Source organism: Oricola cellulosilytica, assembly GCF_019966575.1.
GTDB classification, from domain to species: Bacteria; Pseudomonadota; Alphaproteobacteria; order Rhizobiales; family Rhizobiaceae; genus Oricola; species Oricola cellulosilytica.
Genome location: NZ_JAINFK010000002.1, coordinates 353,473 through 374,111, shown reverse-complemented (window position 1 = coordinate 374,111; position 20,639 = coordinate 353,473). Strand labels below are relative to the sequence as shown.

Annotated in this window: 13 protein-coding genes; 4 read left to right on the top strand and 9 right to left on the bottom strand. The window is 58.1% G+C overall.

The window, feature by feature from the left end; translation table 11 throughout:
• Positions 1–121 precede the first annotated feature (121 nt).
• The 3 genes from xsc to LC298_RS06500 all read left to right on the top strand — a co-directional run bounded on the left by xsc (position 122) and on the right by LC298_RS06500 (position 4,299).
• Entirely contained in the window at positions 122–1,888 is a 1,767-nt protein-coding gene (gene xsc / locus LC298_RS06510; RefSeq protein WP_131567963.1) for a sulfoacetaldehyde acetyltransferase, read from the top strand.
• Between the two features lie 119 nt (positions 1,889–2,007).
• Positions 2,008–3,159 (top strand): acetate/propionate family kinase, encoded by a 1,152-nt coding sequence (locus LC298_RS06505; RefSeq protein ID WP_131567965.1) that lies wholly within the window; start codon positions 2,008–2,010, stop codon positions 3,157–3,159.
• A 117-nt stretch (positions 3,160–3,276) separates the two neighbouring features.
• A complete protein-coding gene (locus LC298_RS06500) occupies positions 3,277–4,299 on the top strand; it encodes an Ldh family oxidoreductase (protein WP_199223264.1) in 1,023 nt (340 codons plus the stop codon).
• Between the two features lie 91 nt (positions 4,300–4,390).
• Here LC298_RS06500 and LC298_RS06495 read toward each other — a convergent pair whose 3' ends face one another.
• A complete protein-coding gene (locus LC298_RS06495) occupies positions 4,391–5,056 on the bottom strand; it encodes a hypothetical protein (protein WP_131567969.1) in 666 nt (221 codons plus the stop codon).
• A gap of 329 nt (positions 5,057–5,385) precedes the next feature.
• Here LC298_RS06495 and LC298_RS06490 point away from each other — a divergent pair, with 329 nt between their 5' ends.
• Positions 5,386–5,523: a hypothetical protein gene (locus LC298_RS06490; RefSeq protein WP_158284749.1), complete on the top strand. Its 138-nt coding sequence runs from the start codon at positions 5,386–5,388 to the stop codon at positions 5,521–5,523.
• Positions 5,524–5,666: 143 nt separating this feature from the next.
• Here LC298_RS06490 and LC298_RS06485 read toward each other — a convergent pair whose 3' ends face one another.
• From LC298_RS06485 to LC298_RS06450, 8 genes are all read right to left on the bottom strand, one after another.
• A complete protein-coding gene (locus LC298_RS06485) occupies positions 5,667–6,785 on the bottom strand; it encodes a hypothetical protein (protein ID WP_131567971.1) in 1,119 nt (372 codons plus the stop codon).
• A gap of 149 nt (positions 6,786–6,934) precedes the next feature.
• Complete coding sequence (locus LC298_RS06480; protein ID WP_131567973.1) at positions 6,935–10,072, bottom strand: efflux RND transporter permease subunit; 3,138 nt, start codon at positions 10,070–10,072, stop codon at positions 6,935–6,937.
• A gap of 31 nt (positions 10,073–10,103) precedes the next feature.
• Positions 10,104–10,838: an efflux RND transporter periplasmic adaptor subunit gene (locus tag LC298_RS06475; protein ID WP_131567975.1), complete on the bottom strand. Its 735-nt coding sequence runs from the start codon at positions 10,836–10,838 to the stop codon at positions 10,104–10,106.
• A complete protein-coding gene (locus LC298_RS06470) occupies positions 10,828–13,947 on the bottom strand; it encodes an efflux RND transporter permease subunit (RefSeq protein WP_158284750.1) in 3,120 nt (1,039 codons plus the stop codon). Before LC298_RS06470 ends, LC298_RS06475 begins: the two co-directional genes overlap by 11 nt.
• 408 nt (positions 13,948–14,355) lie before the next feature.
• The gene (locus LC298_RS06465) at positions 14,356–14,562 is read right to left on the bottom strand and encodes a hypothetical protein (protein ID WP_131567979.1); all 207 of its coding nucleotides are present in this window, start codon (positions 14,560–14,562) and stop codon (positions 14,356–14,358) included.
• 166 nt (positions 14,563–14,728) lie between these two features.
• Positions 14,729–16,063, bottom strand: coding sequence for an HlyD family type I secretion periplasmic adaptor subunit (locus LC298_RS06460; protein ID WP_131567981.1), 1,335 nt, complete (start codon positions 16,061–16,063; stop codon positions 14,729–14,731).
• 11 nt (positions 16,064–16,074) lie between these two features.
• Positions 16,075–18,360: a type I secretion system permease/ATPase gene (locus LC298_RS06455; RefSeq protein WP_131568795.1), complete on the bottom strand. Its 2,286-nt coding sequence runs from the start codon at positions 18,358–18,360 to the stop codon at positions 16,075–16,077.
• Between the two features lie 162 nt (positions 18,361–18,522).
• Entirely contained in the window at positions 18,523–20,535 is a 2,013-nt protein-coding gene (locus LC298_RS06450; protein ID WP_131567983.1) for a type I secretion protein, read from the bottom strand.
• Between the last annotated feature and the right edge of the window lie 104 nt (positions 20,536–20,639).

Sequence of the window (20,639 nt, the reverse complement as noted above, 5' to 3'; positions counted from 1 at the left end):
GTCTGGCATTATTCCGACGATATCACTGGCCCTAACCGTATGCGTCGGTTTTAAGTAAGTCTCCGCCCATTGAGATCAGTTTGCACGCGTGTCGTGCGCCACGGAACGGGAGCCGACCGATATGAAAATGACGACCGAGGAAGCTTTCGTCAAAGTGCTGCAGCGCCATGGCATCCGGCATGCTTTTGGTATTATCGGCTCGGCCTTCATGCCGATTTCCGATTTGTTTCCGAAGGCCGGCATTACCTTCTGGGACTGTGCACATGAAGGTTCCGGCGGCATGATGGCAGATGGCTACACCCGCGCCACCGGCAAGATGTCGATGATGATCGCGCAGAACGGTCCCGGTATCACCAACTTCGTTACGGCGGTAAAGACGGCATACTGGAACCATACTCCTCTTCTTCTTGTCACTCCCCAGGCGGCCAACAAAACCATGGGGCAGGGGGGATTCCAGGAAGTCGAGCAGATGGCTCTGTTCAAGGATATGGTCGCGTATCAGGAAGAGGTTCGCGATCCCTCCCGCGTGGCCGAAGTCCTGAACCGCGTCATTCTGCATGCCAAACGCGCCTCCGCCCCGGCGCAGATAAACATGCCGCGCGATTTCTGGACGCAGGTAATCGATATCCAAATGCCGGCGATTGTCGATTTCGAGCGGCCGTCAGGCGGAGACGAGGCGCTCGAACGTGCCGCCGCTCTTCTCTCCAAATCCAGGTTTCCTGTTATTCTCAACGGAGCGGGGGTCGTGCTTGCGGGCGCCATCGAGGCGTCGATGACGCTCGCTGAACGTCTGGATGCGCCGGTCTGCTGCGGATATCAGCACAATGACGCATTTCCCGGTTCGCATCCCCTTTTTGCGGGACCGCTCGGATACAATGGATCAAAGGCGGCAATGCAGTTGATTGCGCAGGCGGACGTCGTTCTTGCACTCGGCACGCGCCTCAATCCATTTTCCACTCTTCCCGGTTACGGCATCGATTACTGGCCAAAGGACGCGGCGATAATTCAGGTGGACATCAACCCGGACCGCATTGGACTGACGAAACCTGTCAGCGTGGGCATCGTCGGCGATGCCGACAAGGTCGCGCATGGCATTCTCGCGCGGCTAAGCGACACGGCTGGCGATTCAGGCCGGCAAGAACGCAAGGCGCGGATTGCGCAGACCAAATCGGCTTGGGCCCAGGAACTCTCCTCGATGGACCACGAGGAGGATGATCCCGGCACTACATGGAACCAGCGCGCCCGCGACGCCAAGCCTGACTGGATGAGTCCGCGCATGGCGTGGCGTGCGATCCAATCGGCGCTTCCGCGCGACGCGATCATATCGTCGGACATCGGCAACAATTGCGCTATCGGTAATGCGTATCCGACGTTCGACGTGGGCCGGAAATACCTTGCGCCGGGCCTGTTCGGTCCCTGCGGATACGGCCTCCCGTCGATCGTGGGCGCCAAGATCGGGTGTCCCGACGTTCCCGTTGTGGGCTTCTCCGGGGACGGTGCTTTCGGCATCGCGGTCACGGAACTCACGGCGATAGGTCGTGGCGAGTGGCCCGCAATCACGCAAATCGTTTTCCGCAACTACCAGTGGGGCGCGGAGAAGCGCAATTCGACCCTTTGGTACGACGACAATTTCATCGGGACCGAGCTTGATACGGATGTCTCATATGCGGGGATCGCGAAAGCCTGTGGACTGGAGGGTGTTCAGGCGTTCACGATGGACGAGCTTACTTCGGCCCTCGACAAGGCGATCGAAGACCAGATGAAGCATGGTAAGACGACCTTGATCGAGGCGATGATCAACCAGGAGCTGGGGGAACCGTTCCGCCGTGATGCGATGAAGAAACCGGTTGCCGTTGCGGGCATTGATCCTGCCGACATGCGGGCCTGACCAGCTAGGTGCGCGGCATTTCTACTGTCACATCGCCGCATGCAGTCCGCCTCACGACGACCGGAACGCTGGCCGCATTGGCTCGCCTCCGTCTGATCAGGTCGGTGGTGTGATCTCATATGACTAATGTACTCGTCATCAATGCAGGTTCGTCATCGATCAAGTTCGTGATGTTCGCCGCCGACATGACGAGGCTGCTCGAGGGTAGCGCGACGGAAATCGGAGGAAACTCCGTGCTCGATGTGGGGCAGTCGACCACCCGGGCGGATTTCCCCGATCACGCTGCTGCGCTGGCGGCGTGCCTCAAGTCGATCGAGGAGCACGGGTACCCCATCAAGGAGCTTGGAGCCGCCGCCCATCGGGTAGTTCATGGCGGCAGCCGGTTGATTGCGCCTTGCCTTTTGACGGCCGACGTCATTGCCGAGATCGAGGCCTGCTGCGCTCTTGCCCCATTGCATAATCCGCATAACCTCGCTGCAATCCGGGCGCTTGCAGAAATTTCGCCCAGTCTGCCGCAATTCGCAAGTTTCGACACGGCGTTTCACGCGACGAACCCCGAGGTCGCATTGCGTTATGCCATCCCTGAGACGGCGGCGAAGATGGGCATACGACGCTACGGGTTTCATGGAATTTCCTTTGAGGGATTGGTTGGGCAACTGCGCGAGGTTTGCGGCGGGGAACTGCCATCACGTCTGCTGGCGCTGCACCTGGGGAATGGCGCCAGCCTTTGTGCCGTATGCGACGGCAGATCGGTTGCCACTACAATGGGCTATTCGCCGCTTGAAGGTTTGACGATGGGAACGCGGTCGGGCTCCATCGACGGGAACGCGGTCCTTCGCCTCGCGAAAGAATACGGGATTGAGGGCGCCTCGCGGATCCTAAATCGCGAGAGTGGCCTCAAGGCGCTCGGCGGTACCTCCGACATGCGCGCTCTTCGTGAAAGCCGGACGTCCGAGGCCGAATTCGCCGTCGCCCATTTCTGCTACTGGGCAATCCGCAACGCGGGTTCGATGATCGCGGCTATGGGCGGGCTGGACGCGGTCGCCATTACCGGTGGGATCGGTGAAAACGATACCGGAGTGCGCACGACCATCCTTAACGGCCTTGCTTGGACCGGCTTGAGGTTTGACGGGGCGGCCAACGCGGAGCATGCGACCAACCTTCACGCGGTGGACTCGCCCGTCCAAGTATTTGTCATCGGTGCGGACGAGGAGCGTACGATCGCCAAACATGCACTCGCAAACCTGAGCGCCCAAGCCACTACGTCATGATCGCAAGGCGGCTCGTCGAGGCGTGCGGGGACTGGTATTTGAGGACTTGTCGGGTCGATTGCGCTCTCGCTCATTCGTTGGATTACGGATTGGAATTGATACATGTCTGAAGACGTTGTGAATCTGGCAATTGCCGAGGCGGAGGCACTGATCATCCGGGCGCTGGAAAACAGTGGCGTTACGCGGCCTAACGCCACGAGCGTCGCGCACGCGCTTGTTGCTGCGGAGATAGACGGTCAGTCCGGCCACGGATTTTCGCGCGTGGCCGCCTACGCGGCGCAGGCGAGGTCCGGCAAGGTCGACGGCACCGCAACGCCCCATGCGGAACAAACGGCGGCCGCATTGGTGACGGTTGATGCGCGAAACGGCTTTGCCTACCCGGCGATCAATGCGGCGATTTCCGCGCTCGCAGCACTCGCGCCGCAAACGGGCGTGGCAGGTGCGCTTATCAGGCGCTCGCATCATTGCGGTCAGCTTGGTTTGCATGTTGAACGTCTCGCCGGGCAGGGACTTGTCGCTCTCATGGTGGGCAACGCGCCGTCCGCCATGGCGCCGTGGGGAGGTTCCAAACCGTTGTTCGGAACGAACCCTATCGCTTTTGCCGCACCCAGGCTGGATGGGCTGCCACTGGTGGTTGACCTCTCGCTATCGAAAACCGCCCGCGGGAAGGTCATGGCTGCTGCGAAGGCCGGCAAGCCGATCCCGGAGGGCTGGGCGCTCGATGCCGAAGGCCGGCCGACAACCGATCCGCAAGCCGCGCTGGCGGGCACCATGCTGCCCGCCGGCGAAGCCAAAGGGGCCATGCTTGCGCTCGTTGTGGAGGTCCTTTGCGCGACGCTGACCGGCGCAAATCATTCCTATGAAGCGACTTCGTTCTTCGATGCAGCAGGCGCACCGCCCGGCGTCGGTCAAACAATTATCGTTTTTGATCCGCGCTGCGCCGTCAAGGGCGCGTTCGTACACCGGCTCGAAAGCCTGCTGTCTGAAATGACCTCGCAGGAAGGTGTACGCTTGCCCGGCGCTCGTCGCGCTGAAATGCGGGTCGCGGCGCAACGAGACGGACTGGCCGTTCCCGCTCACCTTTACGCCGAAATCACCCGGTTAATCGAAGCGGGGGCGGATGAATCGACGGCACCTTGAAACGTCAGGCACTGTGTCAGAGCGCGTGCCGAGACCCATAATTGGTCCGCGGCTCTACCGGAGACGAGGAACTGATCAGTGGAAACCGCCCCTAGTTCACAGGTGATGTCTCGCTGTACATCTGGTTGATCTCGCTTCCGCGCCTGTCCAAGGCACGGGCTTTCTCATTCAACTGTTCGAGTCCTTCGTCGTCCAACGCTACTCGCTCGACCAGTTCCAACTCTTCTCGCGTTGCGTCGTTGCCCTCCCACCCGACACGGTGATTACCGATGTCAGGGGCGTAATATTTGAGTTGAAAGGCGCCTTGCTCATCAAGGCTCGTTTCCCTGACCATCAGAACGTCCTCGTAGCAATCCGAACTCACACAATCGCTCATTCCCGTTTCTGCAACGAAAGCGAAATCGTTCCAATCGACTGCCGGGCCCCAACCCTGAAAATAGGGAACCTCGCCAACCTTTGGAGAGGCTTTCATCTTCATTCCGGCCTTGGCACCCTCAAGGCCGTGTATCCATGGTTTTGCGGTGACGAATTCCCCGTCCTGGTATTCCTCAGGATATTCGCCCAGATACCACACATTGCCCTCATCGTCCTGCGCGTAAAAGGCGATCTCCGACTCAACCAACTGATCATCCGCGAAATCATCTATGTAGGCTACGACAGCATCCACTCCGTCGATCCTTTTGGTTAGCCCGGTGACCATGAAATCGATCCGGCGGGTCAGGACTTCTCCTTCCTCTGATGTCGTTCCCTGAAGCACGATCCCGGATCCTGGCTTCAGGGGGAGCCACCTGTTGTCGATCCTGGTCGGATTGCTGAAGGTCGCGGAATCGAAATCTACAAATATCGGTTCTGCAGCGACGGCATCCGCAGGGCTCGCGATAAGGAAGGACAGACATGAATACAATACAGCATTTTTCATATGACCCTCCTGTTGCCGAAGGAGTGCGAATGATCCGAGGTCAACGGATTTTCCGAAGTCCGATAGAATTGCGGGCACGCATTCCCGCCTGCGCACTAGCCAATGAAAAAGGATACCGCGACCCTAAAGGTTGTCCAACTAGTCGGATCGGTTGAGATGGCAATCGCATGATCGACATCGACTGGGAGGAGATATCTCCTGCCCGCGTCAAATTCGTTCCGGCGATCGTCTCCGCGGTGGGCAGCGCGGGGCGATCGCTCGTCGATCGTGAGCTTCGGCTTACCAAACTGGACCTCGATGCTTGACCGCTAGTTGCGCCGCTTATGGGTACCTTGATACGCCGTTCTCGGGCCGTTATCCCGTCATCAGGGCGCGCGGGGTGAAGCGTGTGAAACCCACCGTAGCCGCCAGCGGTGGGTGTTGATGACGATCCTTTCAGAACCGGATCCTACCACTCAAATGCGGCTTTAGCGCCGAAGAAATGCCCCTCTGCGCGACTGCCGTCATCGGGTGATGGATAATCCCACTGATGGCCGTACTCGACAAGGAATTCCCACTGATCCTTTCTCACGCCCGCGGTTAGCAAAACCTGCTCCTGGGGCAGTAGCGGCATGAGGTCCCAAGTGCGCGAATAGCCTGCCGCGGCGAAGCCGGTGAAGTAATCAAATTCCCTTGTGCCGGCGATCTCGATACTGAACGCTGACGGACGTGCTGCGGTAGTGGTTTCCTCGTCCTCGTCATAAAAATTTATCTCTTCCAAGGCGGCGACATATTGCAGGGTGATAGCCGCGTATTGGTTGCCAACCGCGACCCGAGCACTTCCGCCAAGGCCGCCCAGTCGATCCGGGACCGAGTAGATCAACTCGCTTGAACTGAAAATCCCGTTCGTGAGGTCGACATATGCGTCGATAGTCAGCCCGTTTACAGACGCCGTGTGGGCCACGCCACCGCCGACCCGCCAATCCTGGTTCTGCTCCTCCTCGTTCTCGCCGGCAAACCGTGTCAAAACCCAATTCCGACGTCCCCGGAAGGCATAGGCGTTGGCAGTGATGGCACCATGGCCGAAAATCAACTCTGCCACATCGCCCTTCGCTTCGAACGCGGTTTCCGGCAACGGACTCGCGTCGTGTCGAGTGTCGAAGTGGCCAAAGGGGATAGTATAGTAGCCGCCCTTCAGCGAGAACGGCGAAAGATCCTCATTGCTTGCTTCCGCGTACAATTCATCGACCAGCAGCGCCGAGTCGCCCGCTTCGTAGCCGAACTCCAGAGCGCCGAACAGCACAAGCCAATCCGCAACCGAAATTTCCAGCCCAGGCGTTATAACGATGGGTGCCGTGTTGGTCTGAAGGGCCTCGAAATCCCGTTCACGTTTGAGTTCGAATTCGGCAGTTCCGGTAAAACGCACTGAAACATCGTCGCCTAGATCGAATACGAGTCCGTCTCGTCCTTCAGCGCTTGCTGTCGCCGGATCTTCGATCGCAGAGATATTGACCGGCACTTGGTCCTCGTCGGCCGAGGCTTGAAGTGCGACCGGAACAAAGATCAACAGCCAGATTAGACGCCTCATAGACCCCTCCAAGACGCTGCAGCCCGCCGTAAGACAGAATAACTGCCTATTAATACTCAAACCTGTCTTTACCGTCTATCAAGACCACACAACTTCCAACCGACTGTTGCCGGCATGGCACACTTCCCTCGCGTGGCGGAACTCGCGGCTCAAGCCGGGACCGCCTCGCGCGAAAGAGCGGTTTGCCGCAGTTCGCCGAAGCGCCAGAACAGAGAAGGCATCACGAACAGATTCACTAACGTCCCCGCGATTAAGCCGCCAAGAATAACCGTCGCCATGGGATATTCGATCTCGTGGCCAGCAATGTCCCCCGCGACGACCAGCGGCAGAAGCGCGATTCCCGTGGTGATCGCAGTCATCAGGATCGGCGCCAATCGTTCCCGCGCCCCCCTGATCACCAATTCCCGCCCAAACGACATGCCTTCGCGAGCCTGAAGATGCTGATAATGGCTGATCAGCAAGATTCCGTTTCTCGCCGATATCCCGAGCACGGTGATGAATCCGACGAGAGACCCGAGTGAAATGGTTCCGCCGGCGGCCAGTGCTGCCAAAACGCCACCGACAAGAGCGGTCGGCAACACGAAGAAGGCCAGCACGGCTAAACGCCAACTGTTAAACGCAGCCTGCAGAAGCACGAGAACACCTGCGAGTGCCACGATCTCACTGGCCAAAAGACGGGTCTTGGCGTCGTTCAGTTCTTTGTATTCTCCGATCAACTCAGCCCGGTACTCTAGCGGAAACTCCCTTTGCGCGACGGCCTCTTTAACCTGGTTGGCAACCGTGAGGAGATCGTAATCGTCATCAACGTTCGCCTCCACATCGATGTATCTGGAGCTCAATTCGCGCTTGATGACGTTCGTGACCGGCGCAATCCGGACATCGGCGACCGCGGACAGAGGAACGAAATCGCCGTTCGGCGTATCAATCATCATTTCCTTGATGTCGGTGACGTCAGAACGGATCGCCGGCACAGACCAGACCTGCACGTCGTACGTCTCGCCCTTGGCGTAGATGTCACCGACCTCGATTCCGGCGATCAACGTGCTCGTTGCGCGTCGCACGTCTCCGGGTTTGAGGCCATACCGCTGCGCTTTGTCGAGATCCACCTGAATCTCGAGATTCGGAATCTCCTTCTGATGGGCGACATGGGCGCCCATCAACCCGGGGATGCCTTCGATAGCAACGAGCGTTTCTTCGGCCTGTGTGCGCAGTTCGTTGAGGTCCGGGCCGAATATCCTGACGACGATGGACTCGCTGGCGCCGGTCAGCACTTCCTTGATTCGTTCGCGAAGATACGTCAGGACATCACGATACAGCCCCGGATATCCATCGACTACTTCCTGGATCATGTCGATCGTATCGCTGTAGGGAGCACTTGGATCAACGCTAACCCAGTTTTCGCCGAAATGCATGCCAACGACCTCGTCCATCAAAAGGGCTTGGCCGATATGTGCGCCAAAATTCCGCACGCCGGGTATAGCGCGTAGCTCCTTACTTGACTGGATGGTGATCCGGTTCATTTCCTGGTGCGAGGTACCGGGTTCGGTAACCCAGTGCATCAGAAAGTCGCGCTCCTTGAACGACGGCAACAACTGTTGGCCGAGCAGCGGATAGATCGCGATGCCAATGAAGGCGAGCGCGCCGACGGCACCGTAAGCGTAGCGAGGCTGCTTCAGTATGCGCTCTAGCAGGCTGGTATAACGAGCCTGCAGCCAGGATGTCAGGATCGGAGGGTTTCGCTTTTTCCTGTCAGCACCGGAAAGAACGACCATGCACAGAGCTGGCGTCACTGTCGAGGCGACGACTAGGGATGCCAAAATGGACAGGATGTAAGCCAAGGCCAACGGCTTGAAGAACGAGCCTGACAATCCGGTCAGGAAAAACACGGGCACGACCGCCAGGGCGATGATAAGAGTCGCATAGACTATGGAGCTGCGAATCTCCACCGACGCATCCAGCACGATGCGGCCAAGCGAAACACTGCTGTTTTGCGCGCGCGCCTCCCGCAGCCTCCGCATGATGTTTTCAACATCGATGATAGCGTCGTCAACGACGGCTCCAAGCGCGATTACCATGCCGGCGAGCACCATGGTGTTCATGGTTACACCCATGAAATAGAGCACCAGGCCGGCTGCAACCAACGAGAGCGGGATGGCGACGATGCTGATCAGAGCCACGCGCCACTCCTGCAGGAAGGCGAAAAGCACGATAACGACAAGCGCGGCGCCGACAAGAAGCGACTTGGTGAGATTGTCGATCGCCATCTCGATGAAGGTTGCGGGACGGAAGATCTCGGAATCAATTTCGACTCCCGGGAGACCTGGCTTCAGCGCATCGAGAGCTTCTTCGACGCCCCGCGTGACGTCGAGCGTGTTGGCCCAGGGAAACTTCTCCACAATCAGCAGGAGACCGATTTCGTCGTTGACGATGCCGTCGCCGATCATCGGCTGGTGGTCCTCGACGACTTCGGCAACATCTTTTAGGCGCAGTACGTTTCCGTAGACATCCGTCTTCACCACAGCCTCCGCCAGCTGGTCCGTGGAGACCACGGGCAGAACGTGCTGGATGTCGAGCCTCTGGTTGGGTGTGTCGATATATCCTCCCTTGCCGATGACGGAGCCTTGCGAATACCGCAACAGGCCGACGTCGACAGCTTCGGACGTCGCCTGCATTACCTCTTCCAGCGTCACGTCATTGGCCCGTAGGCGCCGTGGATCGACCTGGACCTGTTGCATGCGCAGCCGCTCACCCCAGATGGCGACGTGGGCAACGCCCGGCACGCGCTGCAATCGTGGATTGATTTTCCAGTAGGTCATCATCGACAGGTCGATGACCGAGTGCTCCTTGGAGGCGAGACCGATCTTCATCACGCGGCTGGTCGCCGATAGCGGCTGGAGCATGAACGGCGGGCTGGACCATGTCGGCAGGGTTGGTGCGACGATATCCACTCTTTCCTGAACAATCTGACGTGCCCAGAGAAGGTCGGTTCCGCGTTTGAAATATAGCTTTATAGCCGAGAGCTGCGGCACCGACTTCGACCGCATCGCATCAAGCTCCGGAAGCCCGGCGAGAGCATCCTCAAGCGGTACGGTAACGAGCTCTTCCACTTCCTTCGGCGACATGCCCAAGGAGGGGGTCTGGATTTCCACGATAGGCGGAGCAAACTCAGGAAACACATCGACCGGCATATTCTGCAGACGGTCATAGCCAGCATAGAGCAGGAGGATGGACAGGGCGAGAAGAATGAATCTGAATTTCAGACTTGTGCCGACGATGAAACGAAACATCTTCTCAGCTCCCTGTTTGCGGATACTGCGGCTAGTAACCGACCTTGTACTCTGTGCCGAGGAGCTCGGCCGCGCCGACGGTCACGACTTTGGTGCCAGGCGGCGGTCCGTCGAGCAGATAGACGCTGTCGCCATCAATGAACTCGACGTCGACCTTGTGGCGGAGAAAGGTGTCCGGAGTTTCGGCTACGTAAACCCATGTCCCTCCGTTTTTGTCGTAGATCAGGGCACTGTACGGAGCGACGGTCAGTTCTTGCTCGGGATTGGCTTCAGCCTCGACGAGGACACGCTGCCCGTTGGTCAATAACGGGCTGTTGGTCGTTACGCGGAAGAATTTATAGCCTTGCTGCCTGCTTTCCAGATACCGGATGTCAGGGTCTTCAGCGGCAAGGTATTCCTGTGTGATACCGCCTATGCCGGCAGCGACCTTGATGCCGCCGGTAATCATGTAATCCAGCTGATTGTCAGGGATGCCCACAAAGAAATCGGAGCTTTGATCAGCGCCGGACCGCTCTATTTCGAAAACGAGACCGCCGGTGGATATCGTCCGGGATTTGGTCTCCGTGCGCATCTCGGCGGTCTGGATATCCAAGCGATCAATAGCGCTTTGTTTCAGCTTGATCTTGTAGCGCCCTTCGCCTGCAACGATCAGTTCATATGGCGGAACGTATCCCTCGACCGGTTCGGATTCGCCTGCTGCTTGTGCCGCTCCGCCTGTTGTGACGATAACGGAAGCAGCAATCAGTGCCGCAATTCTACGTTGCATGACGAAGACCTCCTTCGTTCGGATTGTTTTCGAACAGGCTTGATTTCTCCTGGCCCGAACCGACACCAAGACGTCTGTAGACAGATGGAATCGCGAAGAAGCAGACCAGGGATACCGTGACCATACCGCCCAGAAGAACCATGCTCATCGGCCGCAAGATTTCGAGGCCGGGCGCGGAGCCCAGGAAAACCACGGGAAGCAGAAATGCGGTGGACACGAGGCCTGGGCCGAGGAACCTTGGTATGTTGGCACGAGCAGCGAATTCGTTCAGGACCGCCTCCAATGGGACACCTAGTCTTTCGGCTTCCTGATACGACTGCAGCATGAATATCAGGGCGGGCAACGCGACCGCCGAAACGGCAAGCAAGCCGGCGATAGATCCGATAGACAGGCCGCCCACAAAGGCGGACACCGCTATCCCGCCCGACAGTGACGCGACAAATGCAACCAGTGCCCCGCCAGCGAGGCTCCACCTGCCGAGGGCTGCCTGTGCGATCAGGAACACGCCAAGAAGGGAAAGCAGGAGGCCGTTACGAATGCGTGCAGCTGTCGCATCAATTTCAGCCCGGCCATTGCGGATTTCCGCATGATACTCGAGAGGGAACTGCAGCGTTGCAAGGCGTTGTGAAATGACGTCCGACATTGCACTTGCATCGCCCGACACCAGCGACACCCGCACATCGATGAAACGCGAGGAAGCGTCTCGCCGGATTTCGGTGGGCATCGGTGCCACTTCGACATCAGCAACATCGGCAAGCCTGACGAGCTGGTTTGTCGGTGTTTCGATGAGCAGATCCTTGACGCTGGATACGCTGTGGCGGATGTGCGGCTTGCCCCACACGATCACATCGAAAATTTTCTGCTCCTCGAACAGATTTCCCACTTCGAGACCGGAAAGAAGGACAGCGCTCGTTAGACGGATGTCGCCAGGTTTCAGGCCATATTCCCGAGCCCTCTGCAGGTCCGGCGTGATCTTGATGACCGGTTTTTCGACGGGAGCGAGAACTTCTGGAACACCGAGCCCAGGTACGTCTGATACCACAGAGGCGACTTCATCGGCCAATCCCTTCAACGTCTCCGGATTGAACCCAAAAAGCCTGATCGTCACAGCGTCGTCTCGCCCGGACTCCGCTGCGATCCGGTCCCCGCTATACGTCAGCAGATCGGCTGATATTCCGGCATAGGAATTGGCGATCTCCCTGATGGCGTTGATCGTGGAATTGTAGCGTGCGTCCTGATCAAGTGTGATCCAGATATCGGCGGCGTTCAGGTTGACGATGCGGTCCGAGACTTCTGCGCGTCCGACATGGGCGCGCGCCTCCGACACCCCTTCGAGTTTCCTGATCTCGCTCATGGCCATCGAGGCAAGGCGGTACATGGCCTCACTCGACGTTCCGGGAGCAGCGTTCCACCTGATTTCGATATCACGCTCCTTGAATTCCGGAGCAAAGGACAGGGGCATGGAGGCGAATCCGGCCGCTGCTACGAACGGCAGGATGACGACGCCGATCAACACAAATGGTTTGGCACGCGCAAACAGGACGCCGTCACGTTTCGGGATCTCGGGAGGCTGCATATATTCGTCGTCAGAACCGGCTTGCTGTCTCCAGCTCGCAAGAATGGATGCAAGCGCCGGAGGCAAGATCGAGGATATGACGAAAGTCACAACCGCAACTGACACAAACGCGACAAAGAACGAAGTGCTCATCCTGCCGGCAACGCCGTCGAGAAGAAGAAGCGGGAAGGACATCAGCAAGACGCCGAGGGTGGCATAAGCGGAGACACCGCGTCCTTCCGCGTAAGAAAGCCGCGCGGGCGATCGCTTGCCCGCAATCCGGGCGGCGATCTCACCTGCTGAGGTGCGGTTGGAGAGGAAAGCGTCTGCGAACACTAATCCGGTTGCAGCGAGCAATCCCGAAATCATCACCAGATCGATGCCGCTCATGAGCCACAGAGCAATATTTGCGCTCAAGGCGAGCGACGTTGCAGCGGTCAGGGAAATAATGGCGGTATCGTGCCAATCACGGGTGAGCACGAAAACAGCTACAAGTGAGACCAAGGTCCCGATTGTAATTGTCATCAGTAGTGTCGCTCCGGAGGCGCTGAGGAAGCCTGCCGGCTTGAATACTGACGTGTCCAGCGTAACTCCCGGCATACCCGCGCGTATGCTCGTCAGCGCTTCCTCCACGCCAGCGGCAACTTCTGAAGTGCTGGCCCACGGAAACTTTTCGACTACCAGTATCAGGCCTCTTCCGTCGCCCACGGCGGCATCGCCAATAAGGGGGGGATGGCTCTCCACGATGGTTGCTACATCGCCGAGCGTGTGTTCCGTCCCTCTTACCGCGACCCTGGCAAGTTGGTCGGGTGTGGAGATCGGCTGCCGATGCTGGATGCCAAGGCGCTGGTTAGGCGTATCAATAAAGCCGCCGCTTCCGGGCGAGGATGCTTCAAGGTAGCCGAGAGGAGAGTACCAGAGCGCGTTGCCCGCCGCCTCAACGACGGTGTCGAGCGATACGCCGGAAGCGCTCAATTCGAGCGGGTCGACCTGGACCTGCAACTGGCGTTTGCGCTGTCCCCAGATCGATACGTTCGCAACGCCCGGAACGCCAAGCAATCTGGGTCTCATCGTCCATCGCGCAGCGACCGAGAGGTCGATAAGCGAGAGCGTGTCGGAAGACATCGCCACCTGCACAACGCGCGAGGTCGATGAAAGCGGCTGCATCAGGACGGGTGGCTTGGAGACATTCGGAAGCGCGTGGGCCTGCGTCAGCCGCTCCTGAACAAGTTGGCGCGCCCGGAACAGATTTGTGCCCTCCTCAAAGGTCAGCACGATGGATGACAAACCCGGCATGGATTGGGATTGTATTGTCTCGACCCAGGAGACGCTGTTAAGGAGATCAACTTCGAGCGGAACGGTAATAAGAGACTCAACCTCTTCCGCCGACAATCCCAATGCTTCAGTCTGGATTTCCACCCGCGTAGGCTGAAATTCCGGCAGCAGATCGACCGGAGCAGCTCTGAGATTTGCCAAGCCGAACAACAAGGCTGCAATTAACGACAAGCTGATGACATAACGGAATCGTACGCAAAGAGAAAATAATCCAGCCATAGCGCTTCTCCAGATCTTCGCGGGATCGGCCGTCCAATTCATTCATGGGATTGGATTCAGGCCCAGGCAGGAGTGACATTAGGCATAGTCAGCGAAGGAAACGCGTGATGCCGATGCAGCCGAATGACCCATCGCGAAGAAAACCCACCGGCAAGAATGCTCTCAATAAATTCCGGATTTCGACAGTCGCTCATTTTGACTAGACCGTTCGCGGCGCGCGCGCGAATGTCGGAGAAGTTTGATGATGCCGAAGCCTTGATCGGCGATCGGTCTGGCCAAGAAATGAGACAGGGTCAAAAGTGCCTTCCGGCCCGCCGGAAGCCCGAGAACATCGGGAATGGACCTTGCGAACGCCCCCTGAACGTTTGCGTGGCATGCCCGGGTTGGACAAAGATCCGCCCGAGGAAACTAGTGAACTAGGTCGCTGCTTCTGGCATCGGGTTCCGTGAGCATTTCGACAGTAAGTCCAATCAGCGTCGCGGCGACTTCGTTTTCCGTCCAGCCTGAGGCCAAAGCGTCTTCAACTATTTCGCGAAATGGACCCTCGAGCGCGTTCTCGCAGTCGGCGTACCGTCTCATCACCTTTAGAAAACCGTCACGCGTTGATTCGGTCATTGCTTCTCCCCTCCCACATATCCTTATGGGGTAGTTGCTCGTGGGCAAGCGAGAAACGCGGGTTTTCCTCGATTTCCACGATTGAACCGAACGGCGTCATGGGGCATCTCCAATGCTGCATATTGCGAGCGAGAACGGCGACGCTTCCACACGACATCCCGAAGCATCATCGTTCTGCAAAGGCACGAGACATGCTGTCGCGAATTGGCTTCACGATATAACTGAGAAACGTTCGCTCGGCGGTTTGAATGAGAATTTCTGCCGGCATGCCCGGCGTCGGGCTGAACCCGGAAATGCGGGACAGCTCGCTCGCGGGCAGGCGGACCCGCACGACATATGCCTCGTTTCTATTCCCCGAGGCATCGGGAACCGAGTCGGCGGAAATGTAGAAGACTTGTCCGTAGAGGACCGGCGTGGTGCGCCGGTTGAGCGCCGTGAGCCGGATCGTCGCCGTCTGGCCGACTTTGAGGCTGTCGATGTCATTCTGCGAAATTTGACATTCGATGATGAGCGGCACGTTTGCGGGCAGGATCTCGAGAATGCTTTTGCCACTTTCGATAACGCCGCCCGAGGAATAATAGTGCATGCGCACCACTACCCCGCTGACCGGCGCATGGATGATCGCCCGGTTCAGGACATTACGCGCCGTCCTTTCTTCTTCTCTGACCGTATCCAGTTCAGCGGCGACGGACTGCAACTGATCCAGTGCCGCCTGGCGATAGGCACTCCTGGTCTGCGTGATCTGCTGTTCCTGCTTGCTGATTTGAGAATCCGTTTCCTGGATTTCCGCTTCCAAGCGGCCGATATTGCCTTCTGCGTCCGCGATGGCGCGCTGGATCGCCTTGAGCTCCGGATCACGCATGAATCCTTTTTCCAGCAGTTTCTTTTTGCCCTGGTACTCTTCGGTCAGCAGCTCCAGCTGTCGCTGAGTGGAAGCCAGGAGATTTTCGAAGCCACGCACACGGAAACTGAGTGAATCGATGTTGTGAGTCAGCAACTGTATTTCACTCGCAAGCTTGTTCTTGACGGTTTGAAAATTGACCTGTTGTTCATCGGCCATCACGCGGATATCGGGATCCTCCCAGTTGGCAGTGATTATCGGCGGAAATGACAAGTCATCTTTCCCTGCCTGCTCTGCCTTAAGTCGCGCGACGACCGCTTCAAGGCGAGCCCGACGGAGGAACACCTGTCTTTCGCGCGTGGATGCAGCCGTCTCGTCCAGCCGAATGAGAGGCTGGCCCTTCTTCACGCTTTCGCCCTCAGACACGAGGATTTCCTCAATGATTCCGCCTTCGAGGTGCTGGACAATCTTGTTGTTGCCAGTGGCGACGAAACTACCTTGAGAGATAACGGCGGCTGCGAGCGGCGCCGTGGCGGACCAAGTACCAAATCCGCCAAAGAAGAGCACGATCAGGATCAAGCCGATTATTGTCTGGCTGCGGATCGAACGAGGCACGTCAGCATACCAGTCTTGATCGCCGGCAGGTACCATTGCGGACATGGACGATGCTCCTACGTTGACTTGCTATTATCGGCGATCCCGCTCGAAGGCTTCTTCCCGCTCAGCGCTAGGGCTTCCAGAACTTCCTGACGGGCTCCAAACATGGTGACCGTGCCGTTGGTCAAAAGCAGGATCTTGTCCACGCATTGAAGCAGGCTCGGCCGTTGGGTGATGGTTACAACCGTGATCCGGTTTTTCTTGGCGTGCTGCAGCGCCCGCCCCAGAGCCGCTTCGCCTTCCGCATCCAGGTTTGAGTTTGGTTCATCCAACACCACCAACCGCGGGTTTCCGAAAAAGGCTCGGGCTAGCGCGATCCGCTGCTTTTGACCGCCCGAAAGTGGGGCTCCGTCTGCGGCAACGAATGTCTCGTAGCCTTGGGCGAAGTTGGCGATCAGTTCATGGACGTCGGCGAGTTTTGCTGCCTCGAAAATTGCCTCGTCGCTTGCGTCCTCCCGCATCCGCCCGATGTTCGCCTTGATCGAACCTGGAAAGAGCTGAACGTCTTGGGGCAGATAGCCGATATTTTCGCCGAACTGGCGCTGGTCCCAGTTCCTCAAGTCCATCAGGTCGAGGCGGACATTCCCCGATGTTGGCAGGATTGACCCGACCAGCATTTTGCCGAGCGTCGACTTGCCGGCACCGGAATTGCCGATGATGGCGAGGCTCTCGCCCGGCTGCAACGAAAACGTAATTCCATTCAGAACGACTCGCTTTGTGCCCTGCGGAACGAAGAGCAGGCGTTCAACATCAAGGCGCCCCTCCGGTCGGGGCAATTCGAGCCGCTCGAAGTTCAGCGGCGAAGCGGTTAGAAGCGCAGCAATCCTTCCATAGGCCGACCGCGACTGAATCACCTGGTTCCAGCCTTCGATCGCACCCTCGATCGGAGAAAGGGCACGACCTGCAATGATCGACGCCGCGATCACCATGCCGCCGGTGATTTCACCCGCAATCGCGAGATTGGCGCCCCATCCCAGCAGAGCGACCTGTGTCAGTAGACGGGAGGCTTTTGAGAAGGATGCCGAAACGACATTGCGGTCTTGGGCAACCACCTGGCTGGTCATCGAACTGGCTGTATCACGGCCCCAGATCTTCACCGCCTCGGGTATCATCGCCATGGCGTTGATGATCTGAGAATTGCGTGACATTGAATCGAGGTGCAAATTCGCTCGGCTGAGATGTTGATTGGCATCGGCGAACGGTGCGGAAGTCGCTTTCTGATTGATCAGGGCAATCAAGAAGAGAAGCGTCGCTGCGGTGACGACGATCCATCCCAGATGGGGATGGACGAAAAAAACCGCCAAGAAGAACAGGGGCGCCATGGGGACATCCAGGAATGAGAGCAACGTTCCCGAAACGAGAAACTGGCGAAGCTGCTGGAGGTCCCCGAGTACTTGGTATTCCTTGCCGTTGCTGTGAAGCGAAGCTCGGGCGGCCGCGCTCAAGACGGGCGATCCCAATTGAACCGCAACCTCGACCGAAGTGCGCATCAAGATGAACCGCCTGACGGCGTCGAAGGCGGCTTGGAGTATGACGGCAAGTACAATAACGGCAGTCAGCATTATCAGCGTATCGTGGGAACGGCTGGTCAGGACACGGTCAGATATCTGGAAAAGGTAGATTGGGATCGCGAGAACAAGCACGTTCGATGCGACCGTGAAAATCATGACCGCGGCGAGGTTTTTCCGGACCGCTTTCTTCCCGGCTTTCAAGCTGGCACCAAAATCGATCGGGCCTAGCCTCTTGTGAAAATTGCCGCCGCCGCCCCCACGGCCCTTGCCGCCACCGCCTCCCGGCGATCCGTTGTCGCCGCCGGTTTGGAGCTTATTCGCAGGGTCATGCAGGCGAGCTTGAACCGGCCCTGTATCGCCTTCGAGAACGACTTTCCCCGGCTGATGAACGTCGGTCTTGGCCTTCGAGTTGCCTGGCTCGCTTCGGTCCACCGGATTTGTGTCGCGCAACTTCTGGCGGGGTCGCCCTGCATGGGCTTTGTTGGGGGTCATGGAAGCGCTGAACTCATTCTTCGCCCCGGCTTTTTCCTGTCCGGCTGGAACTGATGGTGCGCCAGTTTCGGCGAAAGTCCGTCGCTCAACCGCGGGGCGCGATCCAGTGGCTTCTTCCGGGCGTTTGGCAGCTTCGGTCTCGCTGCGAACCGGCGCCGAACTATTCAATTGGACAGGCGTATCGCTTCTCGCGTTAGGCGAAGCTGCAATCGTGTCCAGAGAGGCTGATCGCAGCAGCTTCACGCATTCATCGATCTCGGCGAGAGTATCTTCAGTGCGCGCCAACTGCTTCGCCATGTGGTCATGGAGGCTCTTTGCCGACGGGTAGCCATCTGATGGCGGCCGACCGCCAAGATCGCCATTATTCTTCGACGAATCCCACTTGGCGCGGGCAGGCCCGCTCCATGCGGCACCGGGGTTGCGATTAAACGCCATGCAGATCACTCCTCGGTGCGCGCTTCATGCAAGCATTGTCTGCATCACGTCCTGATGAGACGCGTCGTTTGGCGCCGCTCCGCCGATCGGCGCATCGTTGCCCTCCTGATCGGAACCGCCCACTTGATCGTCGAGGAAGGCGACGGCCTCATTGATGAGGACATTCGGATCCTGCCCGCCCAGATCCGGATCGGACGAAATGATCTCAGCCTGTATGAGAATTTCCTGAGAGTAGTGGGCGCCGGAGAGGTATGTCTTTCCGCTCGCATCCACGTCGTAAATGCTGGCGAGATTGATGAGTTCGTTGGATCCCGTGGAGATATACCAGTCCGCCACCCCGTCACCGAGAACCTGGTTCATCGCCAGCGCGACTTGGTCGCTGTCTCCGACGATATTGGTTTGCTTGATGAGTTGCAGATCGTAGATGCTTCCCTTGACGTATAGAACGCGAAGGTTTTCCAGCCCGGCAAACATGCTATCCTCGAATACCCCCCCAGGAAGGTTCATGCTTCCATTTGCGAGCCCTTCGGCAGCAGTGCGGAAATGATCGGGAAGGGATTCGAACCGACCGGCGCCACCTATGTTGAAGATGTGCGCCTCGTTCCAGAGAAGGTTGCCGGACGTCGACGCAGTCCCGTGACCGGATGTGTGGAATCCGTCCACGCCGCCCACAAGATCCTTGTCGAGAAGCACGTTCATCTGCTGGATGAAGGCTGCGTCATATATGCTGCCGCCGACGATGATCAGATCGTAATAGAACCCGAGTTCCGCGACCGATGTGGCGTTGATCTGGGTATTGCCGCCCGCCATGACGCTCGCCTTGACCCCGCTCGAAGCCAGAAGGGCGCTGTCATTGTCTCGGATGAAATTGTACTGCTGGATCCAGTTCATGAACACCAGATCACCCTCGACTTTGCTGATCGACCAATATTTCGGGAAGATCTCGGAAAGGTCCTCACTGGAATCATCCGACTTATCGCTGAGGGGATCCTCCCGGAGGAACTTCGCAATGTTGAAGGCGGATGTGGATCCGGTCTTGAACATTTCCCATGACGCGAACTGATCTGCGACGAGATCCTGATCCCACCACACATTGATCTGGATGATCGCATTGATTTCAAAGCTATCGCCCATTCCGACGATTACGGGGGCCTTGAGCCAGTTGTTCAAAATCACCGCTTCGTTGATTGCCGTATTGCCTCCGGCTTCCAGGTCCACCCGATGGATCAGGTGGCTGCCAGTGATTTTTTGATACAACTCGGAAAGGGGATGGTCCTCATCGACGTCAACCGGTTCATCCTCGTCATCGTCAATTCGACGGTAGTCCTCCAGCTTCGGCGCTGTTTCGACCAGTTCACCATTGACGAACGTGCCCACGATAACGCTTCCGCTTACGGCATCGACATTGTGGTCATCGCCGTGCTCCTCGACGAATTCACTGAGCGTCTTGCCTGCTTGATGAATGATCTGCGGAATATCTGTAGCCGTTTCCGGCATTGGAAGGTCCGACAAAGGTGCCAGTGCGCCAGCCTGCGCGACAAGACTGTCCAATTCCTCGTCCGCAGTGCTATCGGGATTGAAAACCAGGCCAGAGCCCCCGATGGAAAATATGTCATTGTCTGACAGCCGGTTCATCTGGTTGATGACCACCGCATATGATCCGACCGGTTCGAATTGCGGCGGCAGGAATTTCCCCGAGGAAAAGACTGGCGGCAGGTTCGGCAGATAGCCCGGGAACGCAATATCCAGCCCCCTCGACATCATCGGATCCGGGGTCTCAAACGCAACCTGGTTGATGAAGACGACATCCCTGAGTTCCGGCGGGACGGGCCGGTGTTCGACATCCGGATCGAAGTCCTTTTGCTTGATTTCCGCTTCGGTGTCGGGCCGGCTTTGTTTCAGCTCGGCATTTTTTGCCTGGGCGGCCTTTGCAGCGCGGAATTCGTCATAGGCTTCTCTGGAACGGGCAGCTTCGACGATCGTCTCGAATATTCCTACGAAATGGGCGATTGCTTCGGTAATCCAGTCTCGGACCATTGGACAAACCCCTTCGTCGCCTTGCGCCGGGACCATGCCCGTCGGGAATTTCGCCGCCCCGGAAAGTGGACTGCGCGGAGACCGCGCAGTCCGTTCTGGTTTTA

Coding starts and splice junctions, on each gene's coding strand:
- LC298_RS06470 (WP_158284750.1), bottom strand. CDS start 13,947: ATGGCTGGATTATTTTCTCTTTGCGTACGATTCCGTTATGTCATCAGC.
- LC298_RS06505 (WP_131567965.1), top strand. CDS start 2,008: ATGACTAATGTACTCGTCATCAATGCAGGTTCGTCATCGATCAAGTTC.
- LC298_RS06490 (WP_158284749.1), top strand. CDS start 5,386: ATGATCGACATCGACTGGGAGGAGATATCTCCTGCCCGCGTCAAATTC.
- LC298_RS06450 (WP_131567983.1), bottom strand. CDS start 20,535: ATGGTCCGAGACTGGATTACCGAAGCAATCGCCCATTTCGTAGGAATA.
- LC298_RS06485 (WP_131567971.1), bottom strand. CDS start 6,785: ATGAGGCGTCTAATCTGGCTGTTGATCTTTGTTCCGGTCGCACTTCAA.
- LC298_RS06465 (WP_131567979.1), bottom strand. CDS start 14,562: ATGACCGAATCAACGCGTGACGGTTTTCTAAAGGTGATGAGACGGTAC.
- LC298_RS06460 (WP_131567981.1), bottom strand. CDS start 16,063: ATGTCCGCAATGGTACCTGCCGGCGATCAAGACTGGTATGCTGACGTG.
- xsc (WP_131567963.1), top strand. CDS start 122: ATGAAAATGACGACCGAGGAAGCTTTCGTCAAAGTGCTGCAGCGCCAT.
- LC298_RS06455 (WP_131568795.1), bottom strand. CDS start 18,360: ATGGCGAAGCAGTTGGCGCGCACTGAAGATACTCTCGCCGAGATCGAT.
- LC298_RS06480 (WP_131567973.1), bottom strand. CDS start 10,072: ATGTTTCGTTTCATCGTCGGCACAAGTCTGAAATTCAGATTCATTCTT.
- LC298_RS06475 (WP_131567975.1), bottom strand. CDS start 10,838: ATGCAACGTAGAATTGCGGCACTGATTGCTGCTTCCGTTATCGTCACA.